Consider the following 22,939-nt stretch of genomic DNA (forward strand, 5'->3'; position numbering starts at 1 on the left):
CCCGCCGCGCCCTTGCTTCCTTGCGTGCAATGCAGCCACACAGGGACAGAAGCCTGATATAGATAAATAACCGGTTTGTAAGGGAAAAAGAGAAATGTGGCTGCCTGCCCATGTCTTACAAGTGCTGCCTGTCATCCCGGCAATACCACCCCCAGCAGTTCACAGGTAAAACCCCGGCGCCGGCCGAAATAAGAAAATGCAGTTGCGCTTTTTATCAAGTCCCGTTGTATCTTTAATTTATCTTTTAACAAATGAAAAAACAACCACCTGCGAAAGACGCGAGCCGGTGGTTTGAGCTAAAATGTGCAATGAATGATGAGATGGAACAGCTTGCTGCTGCTTGTTTTTTTGCTGGCCGTTTGTATGAAGGGGCGTGCACAGCAATTGACGCTCGCGCAAAAAAATAGCAGCCTGGAAACGGCCCTTTTGTCGATCCAGCAGCAATCCGGTTACTCTTTTTTCTGGGATAAGGCCCTGGTGGCTAAACAGCCGCGTGTTACCATCCATATAAAAAATGCAGCGCTGCCCCTGGCATTGGAAGCCTGTTTAAAAGGAACCGCACTCACTTATGAGATAAAGGGGAAACTTGTATTTATAAAACCGCGGACGGAGCGTCCCGCGGTTGTTAGGGCAGATAAACCGGTGGTTGAACACCTCCCGTTTATAAACGGGAAGGTTTTTGATGACCAAAAACAGCCCTTGTCCGGGGTAACCATCGCCAACGGGAAAAGACGCGGCGGCACCCAGTCGGATACCGCAGGTAATTTCAGGATAGAAGCCGGCAGGGGCGATGTGCTGGAGTTTTCCTTTGTAGGGTACCGGCAAAAGCAATATATGGTAAAAGGGAGTGAAGGACTGGTTCGGATGGAGATGGAACTGACCGATCTCAGTTTAGAAGAACCGGTGGTGGTCGGCTACGGTACACAGCAAAAACAGGCCGTTACCGGTTCCATTGCAACCATCAGCTCCAGATCGATCGAAAACCGGCCGGTTACCAACCTGTCCTCATCGCTGGCGGGCCTTGCAGCCGGTGTGTACGTACGGCAGGTCTCCGGGAGGCCGGGTAAGGATGGCGCCGTTACCGTTATCCGGGGCCTGGGTACCTTAAGCAGTACGGTGTCCCTGGTTTTAATTGACGGTATGATCGGGAATATAGACGAAGTAAACCCCTTCGATGTGGAAAGCGTTACCATATTGAAAGATGCGGCGGCGGCGGCTATTTACGGAGCTTTGTCCAGCAATGGTGTCATATTGATCACTACCAAACGTCCGGGTTATCAGAAACCCGTGGTAACCTATACCGGGATGGTTTCCCGTACCCGCCCCAATGGCCTGGTAAAAACCGTTTCAGATATGCCGGCCTATATGACCTATATCAACGAAGGGTATCAAAACGTGGGACGGCCGGCGCCTTTTTCACAAACATTGATTAACCAATGGCAGCATGCCAATCAATACCCGGATTCGCTTACCCGGGAGGGCATCCCGTTTGATATTGCCTATCCCAATACCGATTGGGGCAAAGCATTGATCCGCAGTCAGTATCTGCAGCAACATAATATTTCGCTGAAGGGAGGAACGCGGCCATTAAAATATTTACTGTCTTTTGGCTACCTCGATAATAAAGGGCTGGTGGTTAATTCAGGAATGAAAAGCTACCAGTTGAGGGCGAACCTCGAAGCCCGCATCGGGAAGCGGATCACCATCGGAACGCAGACCTTCGGCGGCCTGCGAAACCTGGGAATGGCAGATGTGGATGGGCTGTTCTATAACCTGGGTACGGCAACGCCGGGAACTTACCCGGGCCGGTACCGGGGCGTGTTTGCGAGCCCGTCTGCACCGGGTGACATTTCTTTAAATGCCGGCGTTAGCCCCTATGAACTAAAGGGCTCGGATCATTTCGACTATTTAAATACCACCTGGTATGGCAAGGTTCATGTATTCCGGAACCTGAGCTTTGAGCCCCGCCTGAATTACCAGGCAAACGTAGCGGAAAGTAACAAATGGGTAGACCCGGCGACCCTGGAACGGTGGAACTGGCTGACCAATACCCAAACACAGGCAGCATTTCCGGGCCAGAGTATAATTACACGCGATCTGCAAAAAAATTACAGCTACACACTGGAGGGGCTTCTGCGGTACCATACAACTATTGCTCAATGGCATCATATCGCGGCCTTGGTGGGCATGAACGAGTATTACAACGAACATTACCATACCTCATCCAACAAGCTGAATGAGGTGGAAGTGGACGTAGGCGATCCGGTTCCCTCCGGGGGGATTCGCGAAAGCTATGCGATGCGCTCTTTTTTCGGGCGATTCAGCTACGACTACCGGAATACCTGGTTTTTTAATGTAAACCTGCGCCGGGACGGCTCTTCCCGCTTTGGCAGCAATAACCGGTACGGAACTTTTCCGGGACTGTCGGCGGCCTGGCGTATTTCGGAAGCAAAATTCCTGCAGGCGTTAAAAAGCCGGATCCAGGAGTTAAAGCTCCGGATGTCTTATGGTACGGCCGGCAATACGGCCTCCGGAAACTACGACTGGCAGGCCCTCTACGGCGAGCGGAACTATTCCTTTAACCGGTCGCCCGTAAAAGGGATAGCCGAGAGCCGCCTGGCCAATCCTGACCTTGCATGGGAACGCTCCACTATGGTAAACCTGGGGCTGGAGGTATCGGCCTTTAATCAATGGAACCTGGTTGCGGAATGGTACCGGCGGCTTACCGACAAAATACTGGTAGCGCCCGTAATGGATCCCACGGCGGGGGTAAAAGCGCCCTCTGCGGTAAACCTGGCACAGGTGCTGAACTGCGGTATGGAATTATCCCTTGGATGGAAGCAGCATTGGGGTGCATTTTCCATGTCGGTGGAAGCCAGTGCCGCCTATAATTATTTAAACCGGGTAAAAAAATATAAAGGGAGGCCACAGGAAGGATGGGTGACGGATGCTGCCGGCAACCGGGTATATACCACCAATATCGGCATGGTTTCATCGGGCAGCGATGTGCGGATCATGGAAGGCCAGATGATTAACGAGTACTACCTGCAAACGGTTTATAAAGGCACGGGTGCCTACCATGATGCAGCGGGGGCCGTGGATCCCAACGGAGGGCCCAGGGATGGCATGATCCGCACGCCGGAGGACCTGAACTGGGTTAAGGAAATGATCAGTAAGGGATACAAATTCAGCCAGGCACAAACGGCTGCAAATGTGAGCCGGGGCGGACTGTATTACGGCGATCAGATCTATGCTGATAATAATGCAGACGGTATTTATGGAAATGATGGGGATCAGCGTTTTACCGGTAGCACGGCAACCCCCCGGTACGTTTTTGGATGGGCCGCCCATCTCAGCTGGAAGGCCTTCGATTTTTCGATGATATGGTCAGGCGCTACCGGGATGCGTTATCTGTGGAATGAACCCACACAAAACTCCACGTATATTGAATCGGGCTTAGCCATTCCCCTGCATATTGCTGAAAATAGTTATTATTATAATGACCAGGATCCTTCGGACCCCCGCAACCGGATCCAGGGCTGGTATCCGAGGATGGCTCCGTTAACCACAAATTTATCGAATAACAGCACTTTTTGGTTGTACAATGCTTCGTATTTTAAGCTGAAGAACCTACAGGCAGGCTATACGATTCCGTTGGGTAGGGGCATTAAAAATTATGTGGAGGGGGTTCGGCTATTTGTTTCGGGCGAAAACCTGTTAACGCTTACCCCATTCAAAGGCATGGATCCGGAAGTAGGCGCTACAAAAAATTATCCCACGATGCGGCAATATGCATTGGGTGTCAATATAACATTTTAAATGCCCACAAGGAGGAACTTCAATATGCGCATGGCAACAATAACAGGGATCTGCGGGCTGGTGCTCGGGTTCGGTTGCAAAAAGAACCTGCTGGATACAGCTCCGTCGGGCCCGGTATCTACGATAACCGCCTGGACAACGGATGCGCTTACAGACCAGGGCGTAAATGGCGTGTATGCTGCATTGCGGCAGAGCAATGTGGTAGGAGGCAATGGACTAAGCAACAGCAGCTATACAGGATCGGGGTTGTATACTATGGATGTATACAGCCAGAATACCCAAAGTCTGGGTGGCGCTGTTGAGCTCAATTATGGCGTAACCACCACGGCTGCAAACCTGTTTGCCCAAACCTGGCAACAGCTCTATGAAGGCATCAGCCGTGCCAACGACGCCATTGCCCATATACCGGAGAAATCGCCCTCGGATCCCCGGAAAAAGGCCCGCTATATGGCTGAATGTAAATTTCTAAGGGCCTATTTCTATTTCCGGCTCAACCAGGTGTTCCAGGGCGTGCCGGTATACCTGGAGCCTACGGCATTTGACCAGTTTACCAAACCCCGGTGTTCGGCAGACAGTGTATGGAATGTAGTTATCGGGGATCTTTCAGCCGCTATCAATGAGGAGCAGCTGCCACAGTTTTACCCGGCGGGAGATGGAGCCTATGGGCATATAACCAAGGGGGCGGCTTATGCCTTGCGGGGTAAGGTATATATGTATCAAAAAAAATGGGATCTGGCCATTGCCGATTTTGAACGGGTAAAGGCTGCAGGCTACGGCATTTTTACCGGTGCCGGAGCTAACAGCTACCGGATGCTTTTTAAAGAGGCCAATGAACAGTGCGCGGAAATGATCTTTTCCATGCAAAATATAAGTCAACCGGGATACGGGGGCGATATTCCTTTTTATTGCGGATCCGCGGCTACGCCCGGCCAGGGGCTGAGTTTTTACTGCGCCACACCGGATCTGGCAGACCTGTATGAAAATATAGACGGAAGCGCCTTTGACTGGAACCAGGTCATTCCCGGCTATAACCAGATGCGCCCGGCGGCAAGGGAAGTGTACTTTTTAAGGGATCATGCCACCGCTGCCGAACTGCAGGCTGCCGCATCAAGGGGGGCTACGGTATCTCAATACCTTCCGGATGGGAATGAAGCGCGCATCCTCCGGGCCTATACCAACCGGGATCTCCGCTTAAACCAAACCATTATAACTCCTTATGCTACTTACCAGGGAAGACTGGTTGGCCAGCCGGCGGATCAGACCCTTACATTTCGCTGGCCCTTCAGGGATGATAAACCACCTGTTCAGGATCTGCAGCTGGGTATTTATGCCCTTTCCTATTGTTTTTACGGGTACCGGAAATTTGTGCCGGAGGGGAGTGAAGCGGGTATGATTGACCAGTCGCCCGTAGATTTTCCCATTATCCGTTATGCGGAAGTGGCGCTTCTATGGGCAGAGGCGTTGAACGAAAAAAACGGCGTTTCGCAGGAGGCTATAGACCTGGTAAACCAGGTGCGCAGCCGCGCTGGTATTGCGCTCCTCCAGCAAACGAATGCGGCGCTGCCTACCTTTGTGGGCAGCCCGGAAGCGCTCCGCAATCGCATCCGCAATGAATTTCGTGTAGAGTTTCCAAACGAGGGCATCGATTATTTCAACCAGTTACGCTGGCATACGTTGAAGGAGGCCAAGTTTACATCACAAAATGGCGTGCGGGTAGTGTGGGGCAGTGTGTTGGTACCCTATGTTTGGACGGGTGATCAGTTATATACCTGGCCCGTACCCCTGTCTGTAGTGCAGATGAACCCGGCGATTACAAAAACCCCGGGATGGGTGTATTGATTAGGCGCAGGATCAGCGCTTTTTTCTGCAGATTGCGCTGATTTTTTTCGCTGACTTTTGATGCTGCAGTACGATGCCTGCGAAACCGGCAAAAAATCAAGATGATCCGGAAAAAATATGTAGGTGCAGGAAGGCATATTTTTACTTCTAAATCAGACATAGCAATATGAAAAGAATATGCCGGCGCTTTATTAATTAAGAAAAATACCTGAGCGATTTATATGCTCCTTTATGGTGCGGATAGCAGCCAGTCCGTTTCAGGTTCAGGCCGCCTGTATCAAAACCGGACATTGTTGTACCGGAAACGCACATTTGATACAATTTGGTTTATTATAATAGGCTGGCAATCAAATTATTAATTCTTGGGTTCGTCTTTGCAGCTATCTGATAAAGAGAACGGTATGCATAAAGGCTATGTTGCAATCCGGTTACCTGACGGGTAAGCAAAAATAAAAATGAGGAAAAGCCTCCGGTACAAAGCAGTCAGGAGGGGAAAGGCTATTAAATCATATATGAGCGATCGCATCTATTGAATGAATGCTTATGTTTAAAAATTTTATCAAAGTTGCCTGGCGAAACCTGCAGCGAGGCAAGGCTTATTCCGTTATTAATATTCTGGGGCTATCTATTGGTATGGCCGTTGCCTTATTAATTGCGCTATGGATATGGGATGAGGTTTCCTATAACCATTACTTTAAAAATTATGCAACCATTGCCCAGGTAAAAACACATTTTATAAGTACCACTAAAGAAATCGGTACCGGTGATGCGGTTTCCATTCCTATCGGCAACGAGCTGCGCACAAAGTATGGCAGTGATTTTAAGCATGTATCGATGGCATCCTGGAATTTTGGTCATATACTCGCTGTGGGCGATAAAAAAATTATTGCTAAAGGAATGTGGGTGGAAGATGGCTTCCCCGAAATGTTTTCGCTAAAAATGCTGAAGGGAAACAGGCATGCCCTGAAAGATGTTTCATCTGTTTTATTAAATGAGTCTACGGCAAAGGCCTTGTTTGGTAAAGAAGATCCGGTAGGAAAAACAATCAAATGGAATAATAAAGAAAACTTTACCGTAGCAGGCGTGTACGAAGATTTTCCATATAATACCACGCTTAAGGAAACAATGCTGTTATTACCCTGGAAAAAATATATTACCACGGAAGACTGGTTAAAAAATGCCGTCAATAACTGGAACAATCATTCCTTTCAATGTTATGTGCAGGTAAACAACCATATAAATATTCCGGCAGAAGGAAAAAAAATAGCCAAAATAGCGGTGGTACATAAAAATATTGCTGCTGACGGGGATGAAAGATCGGATTTGCTACCCATGGATGACTGGCAATTGCACAGCGAATATAAAAACGGAAAGCAGGCGGGCGGGCGCATTCAGTATGTGTACCTGTTTGGTATGATCGGGGTATTTGTGCTGCTGTTGGCCTGCATCAATTTTATGAACCTGAGTACTGCGCGCAGCGAAAAGCGGGCAAAAGAAGTAGGTATACGAAAAGCCATCGGTTCATTAAGGAGCCAGCTGATAAAACAGTTTTTGTCCGAATCGATGGTGGTGTCTTTTATTGCACTGGCGGTATCCATTGGTTTGGCAACCCTGTTATTGCCTTTTTTCAATGCACTTTCCGATAAAAAAATGTCCATTCCCTGGCTCAATCCCTGGTTCTGGCTTTTAGCAGTTGCTTTTACCATTTTTACCGGTTTAATTGCCGGCAGCTATCCCGCATTTTATTTATCCCGGTTTAACCCGGTAACGGTTTTAAAAGGTACGTTCCGTGCAGGCCGGTATGCCTCTCTGCCGCGGGAAATATTAGTGGTCATACAGTTTACCATTTCTATTACACTTGCTATCGGAACCATTATCGTATTCCGGCAGATCCAATTCACCAAGAACCGGCCGGTAGGCTATACCCGCGAAGGCCTGGTTATGATCGATATGGCAACACCGGATCTTTACGGGCATTATGATGCTATCCGCAATGATCTGCTGGCTACAGGAATGGTTGAGAATATGGCAGAGTCATCCAGCCCCGCAACCGCTGTGTACAGCAACCAGATCGGCTATACCTGGAACGGCCCCAACTCTAACCGGCTGCAGTCGTTTGGAACCATCGGCTGTACCTGGGAATTTGGTAAAACCATTGGATGGCAAATAAAGGAAGGCCGGGATTTTTCCCGCGATTTTGTGTCCGACTCGTCCGCTGTAATACTGAACGAAGCGGCTGTTAAAATAATGGGGGTAAAAGATATTGTTGGAAAAATTGTATGGGAGGATACGATCCGGCATACCGTAGTAGGCGTGATAAAAGACCTGGTGATGGAATCGCCCTACGACCCTATAAAACCAACCATCTTTTTTATGAATCCTCAATGGGCAAATGTGATTACCATCAGGGTAAAACCCAATGTAACCATGGCAGCGGCATTACCAAAGATTGAAACGGTTTTTAAAAAATACAACCCGGGAGCACCCTTTGATTATCGTTTTGCAGACCAGGAATATGCCCTGAAATTTTCTGACGAACAACGGATTGGTAATATCGCTACTTTTTTTGCCGCCCTCGCAATTTTTATTTCCTGTTTAGGTTTGTTTGGCCTGGCCTCGTTTGTGGCGGCGCAGCGGACCAAAGAAATCGGCGTGCGCAAGGTGCTGGGCGCATCGGTATTCAACCTTTGGGGGATGTTATCATCCGCTTTTCTAAAGCTGGTTATTATTGCTTCGTTTATTGCCATTCCAATAGCCTGGTGGGGGTTATATCAATGGCTGCAGAAGTATGAATACCGCACGCCTATAACCGGGTGGATATTTGCCACAGCCGTTCTGGGAAGTATTGCCATCACCATTATAACCGTCAGTTTCCAGGCCATCAAAGCAGCAAAAGCAAACCCGGTAAAAAGCTTGCGGACGGAATAAAGGATAGGGGCAGGGATCTGAAAATACCGGGGACGATATTTACTGCAATAATTTTGCGGCTGGCCTTATTGTTTTTTTTACTTCTCATAATAAACCGGTATCCATTTTATCGAAATGCCTCCAAATGATTTGTGGAGACACGAACCACAGCATAGCCACGGTCAGTGTCTCTCCACTGACCGGGAAGGAAGTTGAAACCATTTATAATAATAATGTTGATACCGGTTTATTATCAGCCTTCAAAAAGAAGCCGTTTCCAGTGCCGGTTCAAACAGGGCATCCCCTAAACGGTAACGACAATTTTCCCTGAGGTGCGGCCGGTTTCTACCTGTATATGGACTTCGGCCATAGCGCTGAAAGGACCGGTTTTTGCAATATATGGTTTGATGATACCCTTCAACAGGAGACCGGCAATGGCGCTTAAATCGCCCCCACATGCTCCATAAAGACAACTGCTGTTTTCTCTTTCGCTTAGCCTTAAGCTGTTCGTTTGTAAGCGCCCGAATTGAAAGAATGGTACCGCCCGGCTTTACCACATCCATCGAATGTTCCTGCGTTTCCCCGCCTACGGTATCAAAGACAAAATCGACATCCCCAACGACCTCCCAGAAATTTTCGGTTTGGTAATCAATATGTTGATCGGCGCCCAGCGACATTACAAAGGCGCGGTTTTTAGCGGAAGAGGTGGCAATGACGGTTGCCCCGAAATACCGGGCTATTTGCACGGCAAAATGCCCCACGCCACCGGATGCCGCGTGAATAATAATTTTATCTCCCTTTTTTATCTTCATGCCGTGAACCAGCGGTTGCCAGGCGGTTAAACCGGCCATCGGTGTAGCTGCCGCTTCTTCAAAACGGACAGCTGCCGGCTTAGGGGCTAACAATGCGGTATGCACTGCTACAAATTCAGCATAGCCACCGGCATTTGGTGAAAGTGCAAAAACCGCATCACCTATTTCAAATCCATCGGTGTCTTCAGCTTTTTCTACGATCTCGCCTGAAATATCCCAGCCAAGGATAACGGGCCGTTTTTCGCCAAAAGCGGCGGTAATAAATGCCGGCGATTGACGGTAGATGGTGTCGGCAGGATTGATGCCGATGGCTTTTACCTTAATTAAGACTTCCTGCTTTTTTAAAGTGGGTTTCGGCGCTTCTCCCGGAACCAGTTTGTCGGGCCCGCCGGCTTCATATAACAAGTATGCTTTCATACTGTAAAGTTACTTATTCGTTTGCGGTCCGGGGCGTGTGACCATTTAAAGCGGAGGATGCCGGATCACGGTTTTTACGGATGGTTGTCTGCGTTAAAGATCTGCGTGCATCTGTAGGGCTTTCTATTCTGTCTGTGTCATCAACGGCACTTAACAATCACTTATAAGCGCTTCATTTCCTGTCTTTTCTATTTTCTTGCAAAAAAAGGCCAAAGGGCGGTAGTACTTTTCTTTCAACCCTGCGTATTAATATGGGAGGGGCAGACCGGTGATGACCATATAAAGGATGTGCTGCATCTGCTCTTTAAGCTCCGGGATTTTTTTTTTTACGATAGTACTTTTTAGTGGCCCGGGCGTATTGTGTATGTTATTGTTTTTAAATGAAGCATTGAGAAGTTTAACCCGGTAATTGCTACCACCGGAAAACCTGGAGATACGCACCCCGTACAGGTGCAGGGATCTTTGGGAATCATCAAAAAATAACGGTTACTGCACCATGGGTACAGCTGGTATCAATGGTCTGAAGGCTCCTTGTTGCCGTAACGGGCAGCTGCCGTTACGGGGATTGGTAAAACAGGTTACAGGAATAGAAGTCAGGACATCGGAACATAAAATTTTAATCGGAAATTATGCGAAAAGAGTGCATTTTAATGGTAAGTGGTAAAGAAAGTGTGTTAACCTATCTGTCTGCTTATTTTGAACCGAAATACACGGTGCTTGCAACGTCCGGCGGTGCTGCGGCACTGCAGCTACTGCAGGGGATGGATATTTCCCTCATCATCAGCGATGGGAATTTACGGGAAATGGACGGACATGCTTTTTGTAAAATTTTAAAATCAGATCCGGATCATGCCTGCATTCCTTTTATACTGCTTGGCAGCCCCAGGCAATTACAGGATAAAGTAATGGCGTTGGAATACGGAGCCGATGTGTATATGGAAAAACCCGTTTCCATGCTCTGCCTCGATGCCCAGGTAACGAGCCTGCTTGCCAATCGTGCAAGGCTTAAAAAATATTTTGAACAGCAGCGGTTTCAAAAAAGCAGGCCGGAAGAACCGCGGCCCGTGCGGAAGGGATTCCTGGAACGGCTGGAGGAATTGATCGAATATCATATATCAGACCCTTCCCTGAGTGTGAAGTTTTTAGCAGAGAAAATGCATATGAGCCGCCCCCTGTTTTACCGGAAAGCAAAAATACTGTGTGCCCAAACGCCGTATAAAATGATCGACGAGGCCCGGTTAAAAAAAGCCGCCAGCCTTATTACAGAGGGAAAACACAAGCTAAGCGATATATCTGCTGCCGTTGGATTTAATTCACCGGCGCAGTTTAGCAAGAACTTTAAAAAGCAGTTTGGGATTGCGCCTTCCTCTTATGCATAAAACATGCGGCACAAACGGGTATTGCTGAAGCCGGCATATGCCCATCCCCACCGTTTAAAATACCATTCCAGATTGATTCATCAAAGACATGCGTAGTAAAGAAATTACCAAACAGTATTTACAATTTTTAGACCGGCATATTGAAGCGGTTGCCGATGGAACCACGGCGGAAATGCTGCCTCTGTCTGAAATTGCATCCCTGCTTTTTATTTCATCGCGGCATTTGTCCGATACGATACGTAAAGAAACGGGTCATGCGCCCTCTCATTTTTACAATTTAAAAATCATTGAGAAAGCAAAGAAATTGATTGACCGGAGCCAGGGACCGATCGCGGAGGTGGCGTACCAGTTAACTTTTGATCCGTCGAATTTTACAAAAGTATTTAAAAAGGTTGCTGGCATTACGCCGGGAGCATACCAGCGGTATACAAGGAACGCCATCCTTAACATGGTAACCCATCAAAGCTCCGGCAGCAACCCGGGGCTGCCAAAACAAGCGTGTAACAGTACTATAGGGTTGCCTCCGGTAACGGGGCTTTAAGATGATCACTCACTGTTTTTGTAATGTATAACATGAATGAAGAACGTATATGCAGGGGACCGTTAAGAAGATAGCGCGCGCTGGTACGGCCGGTGATGCGGCTGCGTTTATTACGATCTGGAAAACGGACAACCCCGGGTCTACAGCTTCCAACCAAATTGCTGTTCCGGGTACCGGGTCTTATACGGTACAATGGGATTGTTTAACTGATCCCTGTTCCGGAGGGATGCTTACCGCCCGTGGTAATATGGTGATCACTTTTCCCCTGCCGGGAATATACCGGCTGCGAATGAAGGCACAGCGTTCGACCGCATACTTTGGCTTTGACTTTAATTATCCGCTGCTGAAGGCGGGCGACCAGCAGAAACTGACCGGTGTGGAGCAATGGGGCATCAACCGGTGGCGGGTACTGAATTTTTCCGGTTGTATAAACCTGGATATAACGGCAGCGGATCTTCCAGATTTTTCGGCACTGACCAGTGCAAGAAATATGTTTTTTGATTGCAGCAGTCTTTTGGGTAATAGCTCTTTTCAACATTGGGACATGAGTCGTGTGTGCGACCTGAGCTTTATGTTTTTTGAAGCCAGCTCCTTCGATCAGCCGCTTGGACGATGGAACCTGCGCAGCGTTCAGCCATCAAAAACAGGCGGGCTGCAGTATATGCTGCATAACACAGGACTGAGCCGCCGGCATTATGAAGCCACACTGGCCGCATGGGCGGTGAATGCAGGCACACCGGATGATATGGTATTAGGCGCGTTGAATCTGAAATATGCGGATGCCTTCGGCCGTAACCTGCTCACCCGTAAAGGATGGTTGATCAACGGAGATATATATGTGCCCGCCGGGCATGTTGATGTAAATAGAATACGGTATGAGGCCTTAGGGTACGATGGATCCGGTCGGTAAAAAACCGACATTTTCACCATGCCGGCGCCCGGAGATTACAGAGTTTTGCAGCCGGCAAAAAAGCGCAGCTGTGCTCGCATTAGAAGAATTAACGGATGAGCAGGATCTTATAACAACCAGCTAAACACCGTCTGTATGGCATCGTTGCAGGTATACTGCAAATAGTGTCGTACATAGCTGAAATCAAAACAGCCCTTCAAACCAACATATTTAATTAGTAAAAAAGTAAATCCTAAACAGGACAATTATGATTTATATGGATAACCGCATGTTGAAAATTGAAAGGAAATCAAAACCCGGATGCAGTAATTACAGCGACCGTAAAAGCCGGGCCCGTACCCTGGGCAGAATGCTCCTGGCACTTGTTTTTATGGGTGGAATGGTGCCGGCAATGGCACGTTCCGGTAGTAACGCTGAACCCAAAAAACCGGCCTATTTTTTTTGGTTCAATGCACAGGGTACCTTATGGCACGATCTCAATGCCAACGGTATCAAAGAGCCGGGTGAACCCGGGGTGACCAGCGGTGTAGGGCAGCTTACCGGGGGCACAAACCTTATCGGTGGAATCTGGAATATTGGTACGCTTGGATTAACAAATAGCAGCCCTGCTTTTACAACGAATGAAAATAGCAGCAAACCCGGGTTCTGGTCCAGGTCGCTGGTAGAAGGTACGTATTATGTGCATTACAACCTGCCGGCGGGGTTTGCCAGTTTCAGCCCTCAGCAGACCGGCACGGGCGGCGCAGACCCGACAGCCGGATATTCCAGCGTGAATGGGGGGGGCAATTCAAATAGCTACTCCACATTCCTGCTCCTGGGAACGCAAACAAGAACCTTTGATGCCGGTATATACCGGTATGCCAGCCTGGGTAATAAGGTGTGGAGCGATTTGAATGGGAACGGAACGATGGACGCCAATGAACCGGGTGTTTCCGGAGCCACCGTGCATTTATATAAAAGTGACGGTACGCTGGTGCAAACAGTGGTTACCGATGGATCGGGGAACTACAGGTTTCCCGGCCTCACCCCGGGTACGCCTTATATGGTAGGAGTGGTGGTTCCTAATAACTACACCACTTCGGTGCCCACCGGCACGAACCCGGATGACAATGTAGTAAACGATAATAATGGCGTACGGCTGGTTGGGAACGAGGTACGGAGCAATACCATTACGTTGATTAACACCCAGGAACCGGACGGTAGTAACCGGGATGACAACTACACCATGAACATAGCGCTGAAGCCGGTGGGCTATAATGTATCCGGTAGCGTATTTAATGATATTAACGGCGCAACGAACGGTGCCGATGGCACTCCGCTGGGCAATATAACGGTACAGCTGAAAAACAGCGCCGGTGCTGTAGTGGAAACAGCGGTTACAACTGGTACCGGCAGTTATAATTTTGCCACCGTTTTTCCGGGAAATTATACGGTAGTGGTGGTGCCCGGCACAGGCTACCGGAATGTATCCACCAGTGAAAATCCCAGCCAGGCGGATGGCATCATTCCCGTAACGGTAACCAATGCCAATGTAACCGGTCAGAACTTTGGATTGGGTCAGCCGCCGGTAACGGTAAATGACAGCAAGACCGGTGTTATACCCGGCACACCTGCCACAATTGCGGTGCTCACCAATGATACGGATCCCAATAATAATATCAATAATGGCTCCGTAAATCTTGTGCCGCCGGCAGGCGCTACTGGTACAGATACGGATGGCGACGGAGACATCGATAAGGTAGTGGTACCCAACCAGGGCACCTGGACGGTAGATAACAATGGTGTGGTAACCTTTACGCCGCAAACGGGCTTCACGGGCAGTCCCACACCGCTCTCTTATACGGTTAAAGATAACAGCGGCCTGGTATCCAACACTTCTACAATTACGGTGAGCTACCTGTCGGGTTATTCGATTGCCGGTAAGGTATTCAATGATGTAAATGGTGCTACGAACGGCGCCGATGGCACCGCAATGAACAGTGTAACGGTACAGCTGAAAAATAGTACCGGCGCAGTAGCCGGTACGGCCACCACTGATGGCAGCGGGGCTTATATCTTTAACACGGTTATCCCGGGAACTTATACGGTAGTGGTGGTGCCCGGCACGGGCTACCAGAATGTATCTACCAGTGAAAACCCCAGCCAGGCGGATGGCGTCATTCCCGTAACGGTAACCAATGCCAATATAACTGGTCAGAACTTTGGATTGGGTCAGCCGCCGGTAACAGTAAATGACACGAAAAGCGGTCTTGTTCCGGGTACTCCGGCTACAATAACCGTGCTCACGAATGATACGGATCCGAATAATAATATCAATAATGGTTCCGTAAATCTTGTGCCACCGGCAGGCGCCACGGGAACGGATACGGACGGCGACGGCGATATCGATAAGGTAGTGGTACCCAACCAGGGCACCTGGACGGAAGATAATAAAGGTACCGTAACCTTTACACCGCAAACAGGCTTTACGGGCAACCCCACGCCGGTTTCTTATACGGTTAAGGATAACAGTGGTCTGGTATCCAATTCATCAACGATCACCATTACTTACCTGGCCGTTCCTGACCTCAGCCCCAGCATTATGGCAGTGCCCACCCAGGTTACCGGTGTAAAAAACCTGAGCGTGCGGGTGGTTGTACGGGAAGTATTGAATGCGGCCACACTGGCAGGCAAGGCCATCTATGTATACATTCCAACGGCTACGCATTATACCATTGGAGCTTTTGACCCGGCCCTGACTTCCATTGCCGGCTTGCCGGTGCAGAATAAAGACTGGTCCTATATGGGCGTACAAGGCAGCAACTATGTATTTCAACTGGGAGGTACCACCGGTAAAAAGATCATTGATGCCGCAGGCACATCCGCATTTGGCTTTACGGTGGTTTTTGATCCTAATAAAACCGGTGGCAAGGATGCCGTGGTGGTGTCGGTATTTGACGGATCCGGCGGCGAAATCAATTTTAAAAACAATAAAGATAATGATGTGATCAAATACGGGTTTTAACCGGTACACATCCATACCATTAAACTAAAAAATAAAAACATGAAAAAAAGTATTGCTTTCTTATTCGGCCTCGTGGCTACATGCAGCCAGCTATTCGGCCAGTCGGATCCGCAGGTATCAAGTCCCAGTGTAAGTCCTTCCCCGTCTACGGTAGGGGGCGTCGTTACCCTGCAGTTTACCTTTCAAAATGCCAATACCACGCCACTGGCAAAGGATCCCACAGAGCCCACCCGCATCACGGTTAGTTTAAATAAGGTAAATCCTTTATTTAACGGCAAACTGGATATCACCGGCGCCGGGGCAGCGTATTTCGACTGGACCTACGACCCGGCCACGGCAACCATTTTTGGTACCCAGAATAAAAATATTCCCGGTATGCCGGATCCGTTCACTACGATCGGAGGCCCGGTTACAATCAGGGCCACGGTTACGGCCGCATCAACGCCCACTGATGCCAATAATAACAATGGCGATGGCTTTAACGTAAACATCGTACCCACTCCCGGCACGGATGTGGATGTATCGGAGGGCAGTAATAATGTGTCTTCTTATGGATATACCTCCACTGCATTGCCTGTATCCTTTGGCACGCTGAATGCGGCATTGGCTGCCGGCAAACTATCTGTAAGCTGGAGCACGCTTGATGAAACGAATAACGACCGGTTCCGGATCGAAGTTTCGAAGGATGGGGAGCATTTTGTGGTGATCGATTCTGTAAAAACGAAGGCAACGGCAGGCAATACGAATACTCAAACAGATTATCATTATGAAACAGTCCTGGCCGGGGCCATCGCCTCAATGGGAGTACCTGGTTCCATCGCAGGTTTAGCAGCAATCCTGGTGGTGCTGAGCATCGGCCTGGGAGGGCGGAAAAGCAGGAAAGGGGCCGGGCAATTTTTTATGTTGGCGCTTGGGCTAGGCCTTGCAGCGGCCTCTTGCAAAAAATCGGACCATGCTGTTGATACCACTCCCGCAGCAAATGTGATAAAGTTTGTAAGGATAGGCCAGGTAGACCTTAATGGCGTTGTAAACTATAGCAAAGTGGTAAAAGTGGAGATCGAATAGTTTCTTTGAAAATGTTTTTTGAGAAGCAGCTATCACCGGTGGCTGCTTTTTTTTAAGTTCAATGTTAAAGCTCCAGGTGTGCTCGTTGTGGCGGGTTGGTTTCGTCTTACACTTGATGATCTATTGCCCATTGACTATTGGTTTTTGGGGGACATTTAGACATGGAGGGACCATGAAATGATTGCAGGTTTAAAGTTCAGGGTTTAATTCCGCAAAAGATGTCAGATCATCAATCCTATACGTAATCTGCTGAAAGCTGATGGCTGATAACTGAAAACCGTTTCATGTTTAAGCTGATGAACAACGTTCAATTCTCTGTTCTTTCCGCATATGAAGTCAGATCATCGATCTCATACGTAATCTGCTGAAAGCTGATGGCTGATAACTGAAAACCGTTTCATGTTTAAGCTGATGAACAACGTTCAATTCCCTGTTCTTTCCGCATATGAAGTCAGATCATCGATCTCATACGTAATCTGCTAAAAGCTGATAACTGATAGCTGAAAACTGAAAACTGAAAACTGATAACTGATAGCCGAAAGCTAATTGCTGATCACTAAAAAAAAGAGACAAATGCACAAGAAAAAGAGACAAATTAATAACCCCTTCTGATGATCTGTTCAATAATATTGCAGGGTTATGCCACTAACGGAAGCGGAACGAATCACACAGTTTAACGAAGGTAATGCCAGCGTATTTACATCTCTGTACCGGAAGTTTCAGCCTCGGATCTATTTCTTTACGCAAAAGTTTATCCCCGATACTGCAGCTGCCGAAGACATTACCGCCGAAGCTTTTATAAAACTTTGGAATAGCCGGGGGCGTTTTGCCAGCGAAAAAAGTATTGCCTCGTTTTTATATATAACCGCCCGCAACGCCAGTATCGACTGGCTTCGCCGGGTAAAGCGGGAAGAGGCAGGTCTTCAGCAGTTCCTGTTTGTGCAGCCCGATTTTCATGAGGATGCTCATAGTATGGTAAGGGCAGAAGTGGTGCGCCTGATCCAGCAGGAGATCGATAAGCTGCCACAAAAGATGAAGCGGGTATTTACGCTGGCCTATTTTGAAGAAAAGAGCAATGAAGAAATTGCCCTCCTCATGGGGATCCGCAATCAATCCGTACGCAATTATAAAACAAAAGCGCTGCAACAACTTAAACATGCCTTGCCGGTAAACCCCTTTCTAATGCTGATATCACTCGCAATGTGGAAATAGGTTTATTTTTTTTTTTTGTTGGACGGGTACAAAAATGATGCTGGTGCGTATTATATAAGAACGTTGCTTGCGTCTTCCAATGCAACAACGCCACATAGATCAATGCAGTCATGCTGCAAGGCATGAAGACGGTATAAGGAACAAATAAAAAATCAAACAAGTTCAATAATAAGATTGCATTTCATTGGAGCCATCTGAATACATAGCAAGCCTGATCGTGAAAGAAATCCGGAATGAGATAGATCCGGATGAAAAAAAACTGCTGCAACAGTGGGTTGGAGCCGATTTCCATAACCGCCTGTTGTATGAGGAGTTAACAGACCCCGTGCAGTTGGATCGCCTGGTGCAAACCACGTATAGTTCCGGTTTAAAAATAGCGCAGAAAATAAGAGCGGCCGGTGTTCCGCTGCTGCCCGCTGCTACCGGCAGGAGGGTTATATACCGGTATTGGGCGGTGGCTGCCTGCCTGGTACTGGTGGCCGGTTTGTTCGCCTTATATTACAGCAGTATAAAAGCGCCGCAGCATCCGGCTTTAACGAAGAATAAGGATATCCCCGCACCTGCTTTTACCCAACCGGTAGTAACGCTTGCCGGTGGAGAAACGATCCGAACGGCAGCACTGCAGACCGATACCCTGTTATTATCCGGCGGTGTGCGGCTCATAAAAGGCAAAGACGGATCCATAGTATATAAAAGCACCGGGAAGGCGTCACAGGCCGGAGCGTTGCAGTATAATACGCTGTATAACCCCAAAGGAAGCCGGGTGTCCAGCCTGGTACTTTCCGATGGCACCAGGATCTGGTTAAACGCCGGGTCCTCCGTCACCTACCCGGTGGCATTTGCCGGGCCGGAGCGGCGCATCGATATCAACGGAGAAGCCTACCTGGAAGTGTTTCACGATGCGTCCCGTCCGTTTTATGTAAAAAAAGGAAGTCATATGGTGAAAGTGCTGGGCACTAAGTTCAATGTGAGCGCATATGATAACGAAGCCAGTATTAAAACCGCATTGCTGGAAGGATCGGTGCAGGTTACAAATGGAGCCCGTATGGTAAAGCTGGTACCCGGGCAGGAAGCCCGGTCCGTGCCCGGAGGTTTTGAGGTAGTGAAGGCCGATCTGGATAAGGTGCTGGCCTGGCGGAGCGATTTTTTCCAGTTTGATGCGTACAGCTTCCCCGAACTGATGCGGCAGCTGGAGCGGTGGTACGATGTAGCTATTGTTTATAACAGTGCTGAGGTAGCAGATGTCCGGCTTTCCGGAGCGATGAATCGCGCTACCAGTATACAGGGGTTGATAAAAATATTGGAATATTCAGGTTTGCATTGCAGCCTGTTGGCCGACAAAAAACTGATTGTATCCAAAAAATAACAGCAGGAATATTTATAACGATGCCGGTATATGAAGATAAAACCAACAAGGCCGGGATCGGCTGAAGGCCGGGTTTAACCGGTATATAAAAAGCGGAAGTGATTGAGCCCACTTCCGCCGGATATCATGTTGCACACAACGGAATTATTGTAGAACAACTAAAAATCAATTGCAAGGTATGCAAAAAGAAACAAAATGTGTTCGCACAGTTTGTGCGGGTATTTTTTATGATCCCAACATACGGCAGCACAAATGTATTGCTGAAAAGGTCGCCGGCAGGTGTTGGAAGAAAATCGAATTGGTTATGAAACTTTATGTTTTCCTGTTTTTTGTTTCGGTTTCACAGGTAAGTGCCAGGGGTAATGCCCAAACCGTATCGCTTACGGTTGATAAGGCTCCGCTGGGTAAAGTAATGGCCGCTGTAAAACAGCAAACGGGATATGGGATTATTTATGTAAATAATGCGGATAAAGAGGCAAAGCCGGTATCTGTAAACATACAGCAGGCAACCCTGCAAACGGCACTGGAACAGATCATGAAAGACCAGCCGGTAACGTACCGGATCATGGAGCAGAACATTGTGATCAGTAAACGGCCCGATGCACTCCGGTCTTCCCAAAAGCCAAAAGACCTGCTGGCGGAGCCGCTAAAAATAGCGGCACTTGCCACTGTTCGCGGAACAGTTACCGATACGGCGGGCAATCCTGTTGCAAGAGCTTCGGTGCAGATAAAAGGCAAAACGCGGGGAACGATCACCGATGAAACCGGAAAATTTTCGATCGCAGCTGTTGTGGGGGATGTGCTGGAAATTACGATGGTCGGCTACGAAAAGGCAACCGTTGTGGTTACCGGCAGTAATATGGATAACCTGCTGATCCGGCTCACCAGCGGTGGTGCGGTGCTTACAGATGTGGTTGTAACTTCTTTGGGTATCAAAAGGACCCAGCGGGAACTTACCTATAATGTACAATCCATTACCAACAAAGATATAAACCTGGTAAAGGATGCCAATTTTGTAAACAGTCTTGCAGGCCGGGTAGCCGGCGCTACCATCAATGCAAGCGCTGCGGGTATCGGAGGCGCTGTACGGGTGGTGCTGCGGGGTGTGAAATCCATCAGTCAGAACAATAATGCACTGTATGTGATAGATGGTGTACCGCTGCCCAACCTGTTTGGAAATCAACCCAATAGTATGTATGGTGGAAATAATGCCTCAGGTGATGGTATTTCCAATATCAACCCGGATGATATTGAAAACCTTACGGTAATGACCGGTGCTTCGGCATCTGCTTTGTATGGCAGTGCTGCCGCCAATGGTGTCGTACTGATCAGTCTGAAAAAGGGAGATGTGGGGAAGCTGAATGTATCGCTTTCCAATAGTACCGGTTTCTATTCACCTTTTGTAATGCCGCAGTTTCAGCATACGTACGGACAAACAGATCCCTTTAGTTATTACAGTTGGGGCGAAAAGTTGAAAGTACCTTCTACTTACAGGCCAAAAGATTTTTTTCAAACCGGGTACACGACCAGTACGGCGCTCAGCGTTAGCACCGGTACAGAAAAAAGCCGTACTTATTTTTCGGGCGCCTTTCTAAACGGGCGGGGGATCATTCCCAATAATACCTTGCAGCGATACAATTTTGGTCTGCGGCAAACGGCCACTTTGGTGCCGGATAAGCTAACGCTGGATGCGGGTGTGATGTATGTGAACCAAAAGGACCGGAACATGCTGGCACAGGGGCTAACGCTCAATCCCCTGATACCGGTGTATCTTTTTCCACCCGGGGATGATATTGAAAAATATAAGGTATATAAGCGGTATGATCTTACAAGAGGCTTTAAAACCCAGTTCTGGCCTTATGGCGATTTGAACTATCAGATTCAGAATCCCTATTGGATCATCAACGAAAATAATTACTATAATAACCTGGAACGCTACCAGATGAATACGGCGCTTACCTATAATGTCAATAAGGAAATCAATATTGTAGGGCGGGTAAGTTATGATCATACACGCAAACTGACGGAAGAAAAATATGGTGCATCTACTTCGCTCTTATTTGCATCGGCGCCCGGCTATTATATGAGAACGGAGGAACGCACAAAATTTATGTATGGCGATCTGATCGGGAAGGCCAAATACCAATTCGGGATGATTGACGTTTCTGCGAATCTCGGCGCCAGTATCCAGGATGAGCAGCACGATGTAAATGGTTTTGGCGGCAGGCTGCAGTCGGTACCCGATAAATTCATCTTTGCTAATATTACAACAAACTCAACACAAGCCGGACCAGTTCAGAATGGTTTTTATCACGACCAGACACAATCCGTTTTCGGAACATCCACCGTAGGGTATGACAATAAAATGTTCGTTGAGCTGACTGCCCGAAACGACTGGCCCTCTCAATTAGCGGGCGCTGCCCGATCTTCCTTTCTCTATTATTCTGCGGGATTATCGGGTATCCTGAGCGATATGGTAACCCTGCCCCGGGTGATCTCTTTTCTTAAACTCCGCGGCTCCTATAGCGAGGTAGGCAACTCACCGCCCCGGTATATTACGACCAACGGTTACCCGGTAACTTCAGGTGTCATTGGCACCATTCTCACCCGCCCTTCACCCAATATACAACCGGAGCGTACCAAAGCGATTGAGGTTGGAATGAATGCCAAATTTTTCAGGAATAAGATCGGGCTGGATCTTACACTATACCATTCACAAACCTATAACCAGTTGTTTATGGCAGAACTTCCGCCAAGTTCCGGCTACACCGGTTTTTGGGTAAATGCCGGCAGGGTCGATAATAAAGGCATCGAAGCAACCCTTAGCTATACAGGAAAACTGGCAAAAGACCTGCGGTTGACCTCCACCGCTATTTTTACTGTTAACCGGAACAAAGTGAAAAAAATGCTGGAGAACTACTATGACGCCGAAACAAACCAGTATTATAACTCAGATAGCATCAATATGGGTGGAACATTAAGCTATTACACCGTAGTAAAAAAAGGTGGTACGATGAGCGATATTTATGTAAACACGCTGGTGCAGGATGAGCATGGTTACCTGGCGGTTCCGGCAGGCAATAACCCGGTGATCAGAGACGATAACCGCTTTATTTATGCAGGTAACTCATTTCCGAAATTTTATACCAGCTTACGCAACAGCATCCAGTATAAGAACTTTGAGCTGAACTTTATGGTAGATGCCCGTATTGGCGGGGTAGGGGTATCTTCTACACAGGCCGTTTTGGATGCATTTGGTGTATCGGCCAATACAGGTACGCGCAGGGATATTGCCCGGGGTGGTGGCCTGGGGTTAAGTATATACAGGCCGCCGGCAGCCCTGGAAGCCGCCAGCTATTACCGTATTGTAGGCGGCACATCGGGCATCGGCGCATTATACACCTATAGTCTTACCAACGCGCGGTTAAGAGAAGCGGCATTGAGCTATACCTTTGATAAGGGATTGTTTAAAAACAGGATCAGGAGTATTTCCGTTGCGGTTACCGGCCGTAATTTAATCATGTTTTACAGCAGGACTCCCTTTGATCCCGAGCTCACCGCTTCTACCGGCACTTATTACCAGGGCATCGATTATTTTATGCAACCCAGCTTACGGAATATAGGGTTTAGCGTACGGTTTAATTTTTAATGCTTCCTGAAATAAAAAT

The 22,939-nt window shown here is 48.2% G+C and carries 11 protein-coding genes and 1 pseudogene; 11 read left to right on the forward strand and 1 reads right to left on the reverse strand.

Features of this window, described 5'->3' with window-relative positions; all coding sequences use genetic code 11:
- Positions 1–312: 312 nt before the first annotated feature.
- The 3 genes from Q1V85_RS22780 to Q1V85_RS22790 all read left to right on the forward strand — a co-directional run bounded on the left by Q1V85_RS22780 (position 313) and on the right by Q1V85_RS22790 (position 8,586).
- The gene (locus tag Q1V85_RS22780; protein ID WP_300603707.1) at positions 313–3,819 is read left to right on the forward strand and encodes a SusC/RagA family TonB-linked outer membrane protein; all 3,507 of its coding nucleotides are present in this window, start codon (positions 313–315) and stop codon (positions 3,817–3,819) included.
- A gap of 30 nt (positions 3,820–3,849) precedes the next feature.
- Positions 3,850–5,658 (forward strand): RagB/SusD family nutrient uptake outer membrane protein, encoded by a 1,809-nt coding sequence (locus Q1V85_RS22785; protein ID WP_300603710.1) that lies wholly within the window; start codon positions 3,850–3,852, stop codon positions 5,656–5,658.
- Positions 5,659–6,201: 543 nt separating this feature from the next.
- Positions 6,202–8,586 (forward strand): ABC transporter permease, encoded by a 2,385-nt coding sequence (locus tag Q1V85_RS22790; protein ID WP_300603712.1) that lies wholly within the window; start codon positions 6,202–6,204, stop codon positions 8,584–8,586.
- A 283-nt stretch (positions 8,587–8,869) separates the two neighbouring features.
- On the opposite strand, the pseudogene Q1V85_RS22795 reads toward Q1V85_RS22790, so the two are convergent.
- Positions 8,870–9,794, reverse strand: a pseudogene (locus tag Q1V85_RS22795) (NADP-dependent oxidoreductase).
- A 629-nt stretch (positions 9,795–10,423) separates the two neighbouring features.
- Between Q1V85_RS22795 and Q1V85_RS22800 the strand changes: the two are divergent.
- The 8 genes from Q1V85_RS22800 to Q1V85_RS22835 all read left to right on the forward strand — a co-directional run bounded on the left by Q1V85_RS22800 (position 10,424) and on the right by Q1V85_RS22835 (position 22,920).
- Positions 10,424–11,173 carry a DNA-binding response regulator gene (locus tag Q1V85_RS22800; RefSeq protein ID WP_300603717.1) on the forward strand — a complete coding sequence of 250 codons (750 nt, stop codon included), beginning with the start codon at positions 10,424–10,426 and terminating at the stop codon, positions 11,171–11,173.
- An 88-nt stretch (positions 11,174–11,261) separates the two neighbouring features.
- The gene (locus tag Q1V85_RS22805) at positions 11,262–11,714 is read left to right on the forward strand and encodes an AraC family transcriptional regulator (protein ID WP_300603719.1); all 453 of its coding nucleotides are present in this window, start codon (positions 11,262–11,264) and stop codon (positions 11,712–11,714) included.
- 49 nt (positions 11,715–11,763) lie between these two features.
- Complete coding sequence (locus tag Q1V85_RS22810; protein WP_300603721.1) at positions 11,764–12,624, forward strand: BspA family leucine-rich repeat surface protein; 861 nt, start codon at positions 11,764–11,766, stop codon at positions 12,622–12,624.
- Positions 12,625–12,892: 268 nt separating this feature from the next.
- Positions 12,893–15,628 (forward strand): SdrD B-like domain-containing protein, encoded by a 2,736-nt coding sequence (locus tag Q1V85_RS22815; protein ID WP_300603724.1) that lies wholly within the window; start codon positions 12,893–12,895, stop codon positions 15,626–15,628.
- A 39-nt stretch (positions 15,629–15,667) separates the two neighbouring features.
- Positions 15,668–16,693 (forward strand): hypothetical protein, encoded by a 1,026-nt coding sequence (locus tag Q1V85_RS22820; protein ID WP_300603726.1) that lies wholly within the window; start codon positions 15,668–15,670, stop codon positions 16,691–16,693.
- A gap of 639 nt (positions 16,694–17,332) precedes the next feature.
- Positions 17,333–17,905: an RNA polymerase sigma factor gene (locus Q1V85_RS22825; protein WP_300603729.1), complete on the forward strand. Its 573-nt coding sequence runs from the start codon at positions 17,333–17,335 to the stop codon at positions 17,903–17,905.
- 217 nt (positions 17,906–18,122) lie between these two features.
- Positions 18,123–19,271: a FecR domain-containing protein gene (locus tag Q1V85_RS22830; RefSeq protein WP_300603731.1), complete on the forward strand. Its 1,149-nt coding sequence runs from the start codon at positions 18,123–18,125 to the stop codon at positions 19,269–19,271.
- 304 nt (positions 19,272–19,575) lie between these two features.
- Entirely contained in the window at positions 19,576–22,920 is a 3,345-nt protein-coding gene (locus Q1V85_RS22835) for a SusC/RagA family TonB-linked outer membrane protein (protein WP_300603734.1), read from the forward strand.
- Positions 22,921–22,939 lie beyond the last annotated feature (19 nt).

The sequence above is a fragment of the Niabella sp. genome (assembly GCF_030150205.1).
Classification (GTDB): Bacteria; Bacteroidota; Bacteroidia; order Chitinophagales; family Chitinophagaceae; genus Niabella.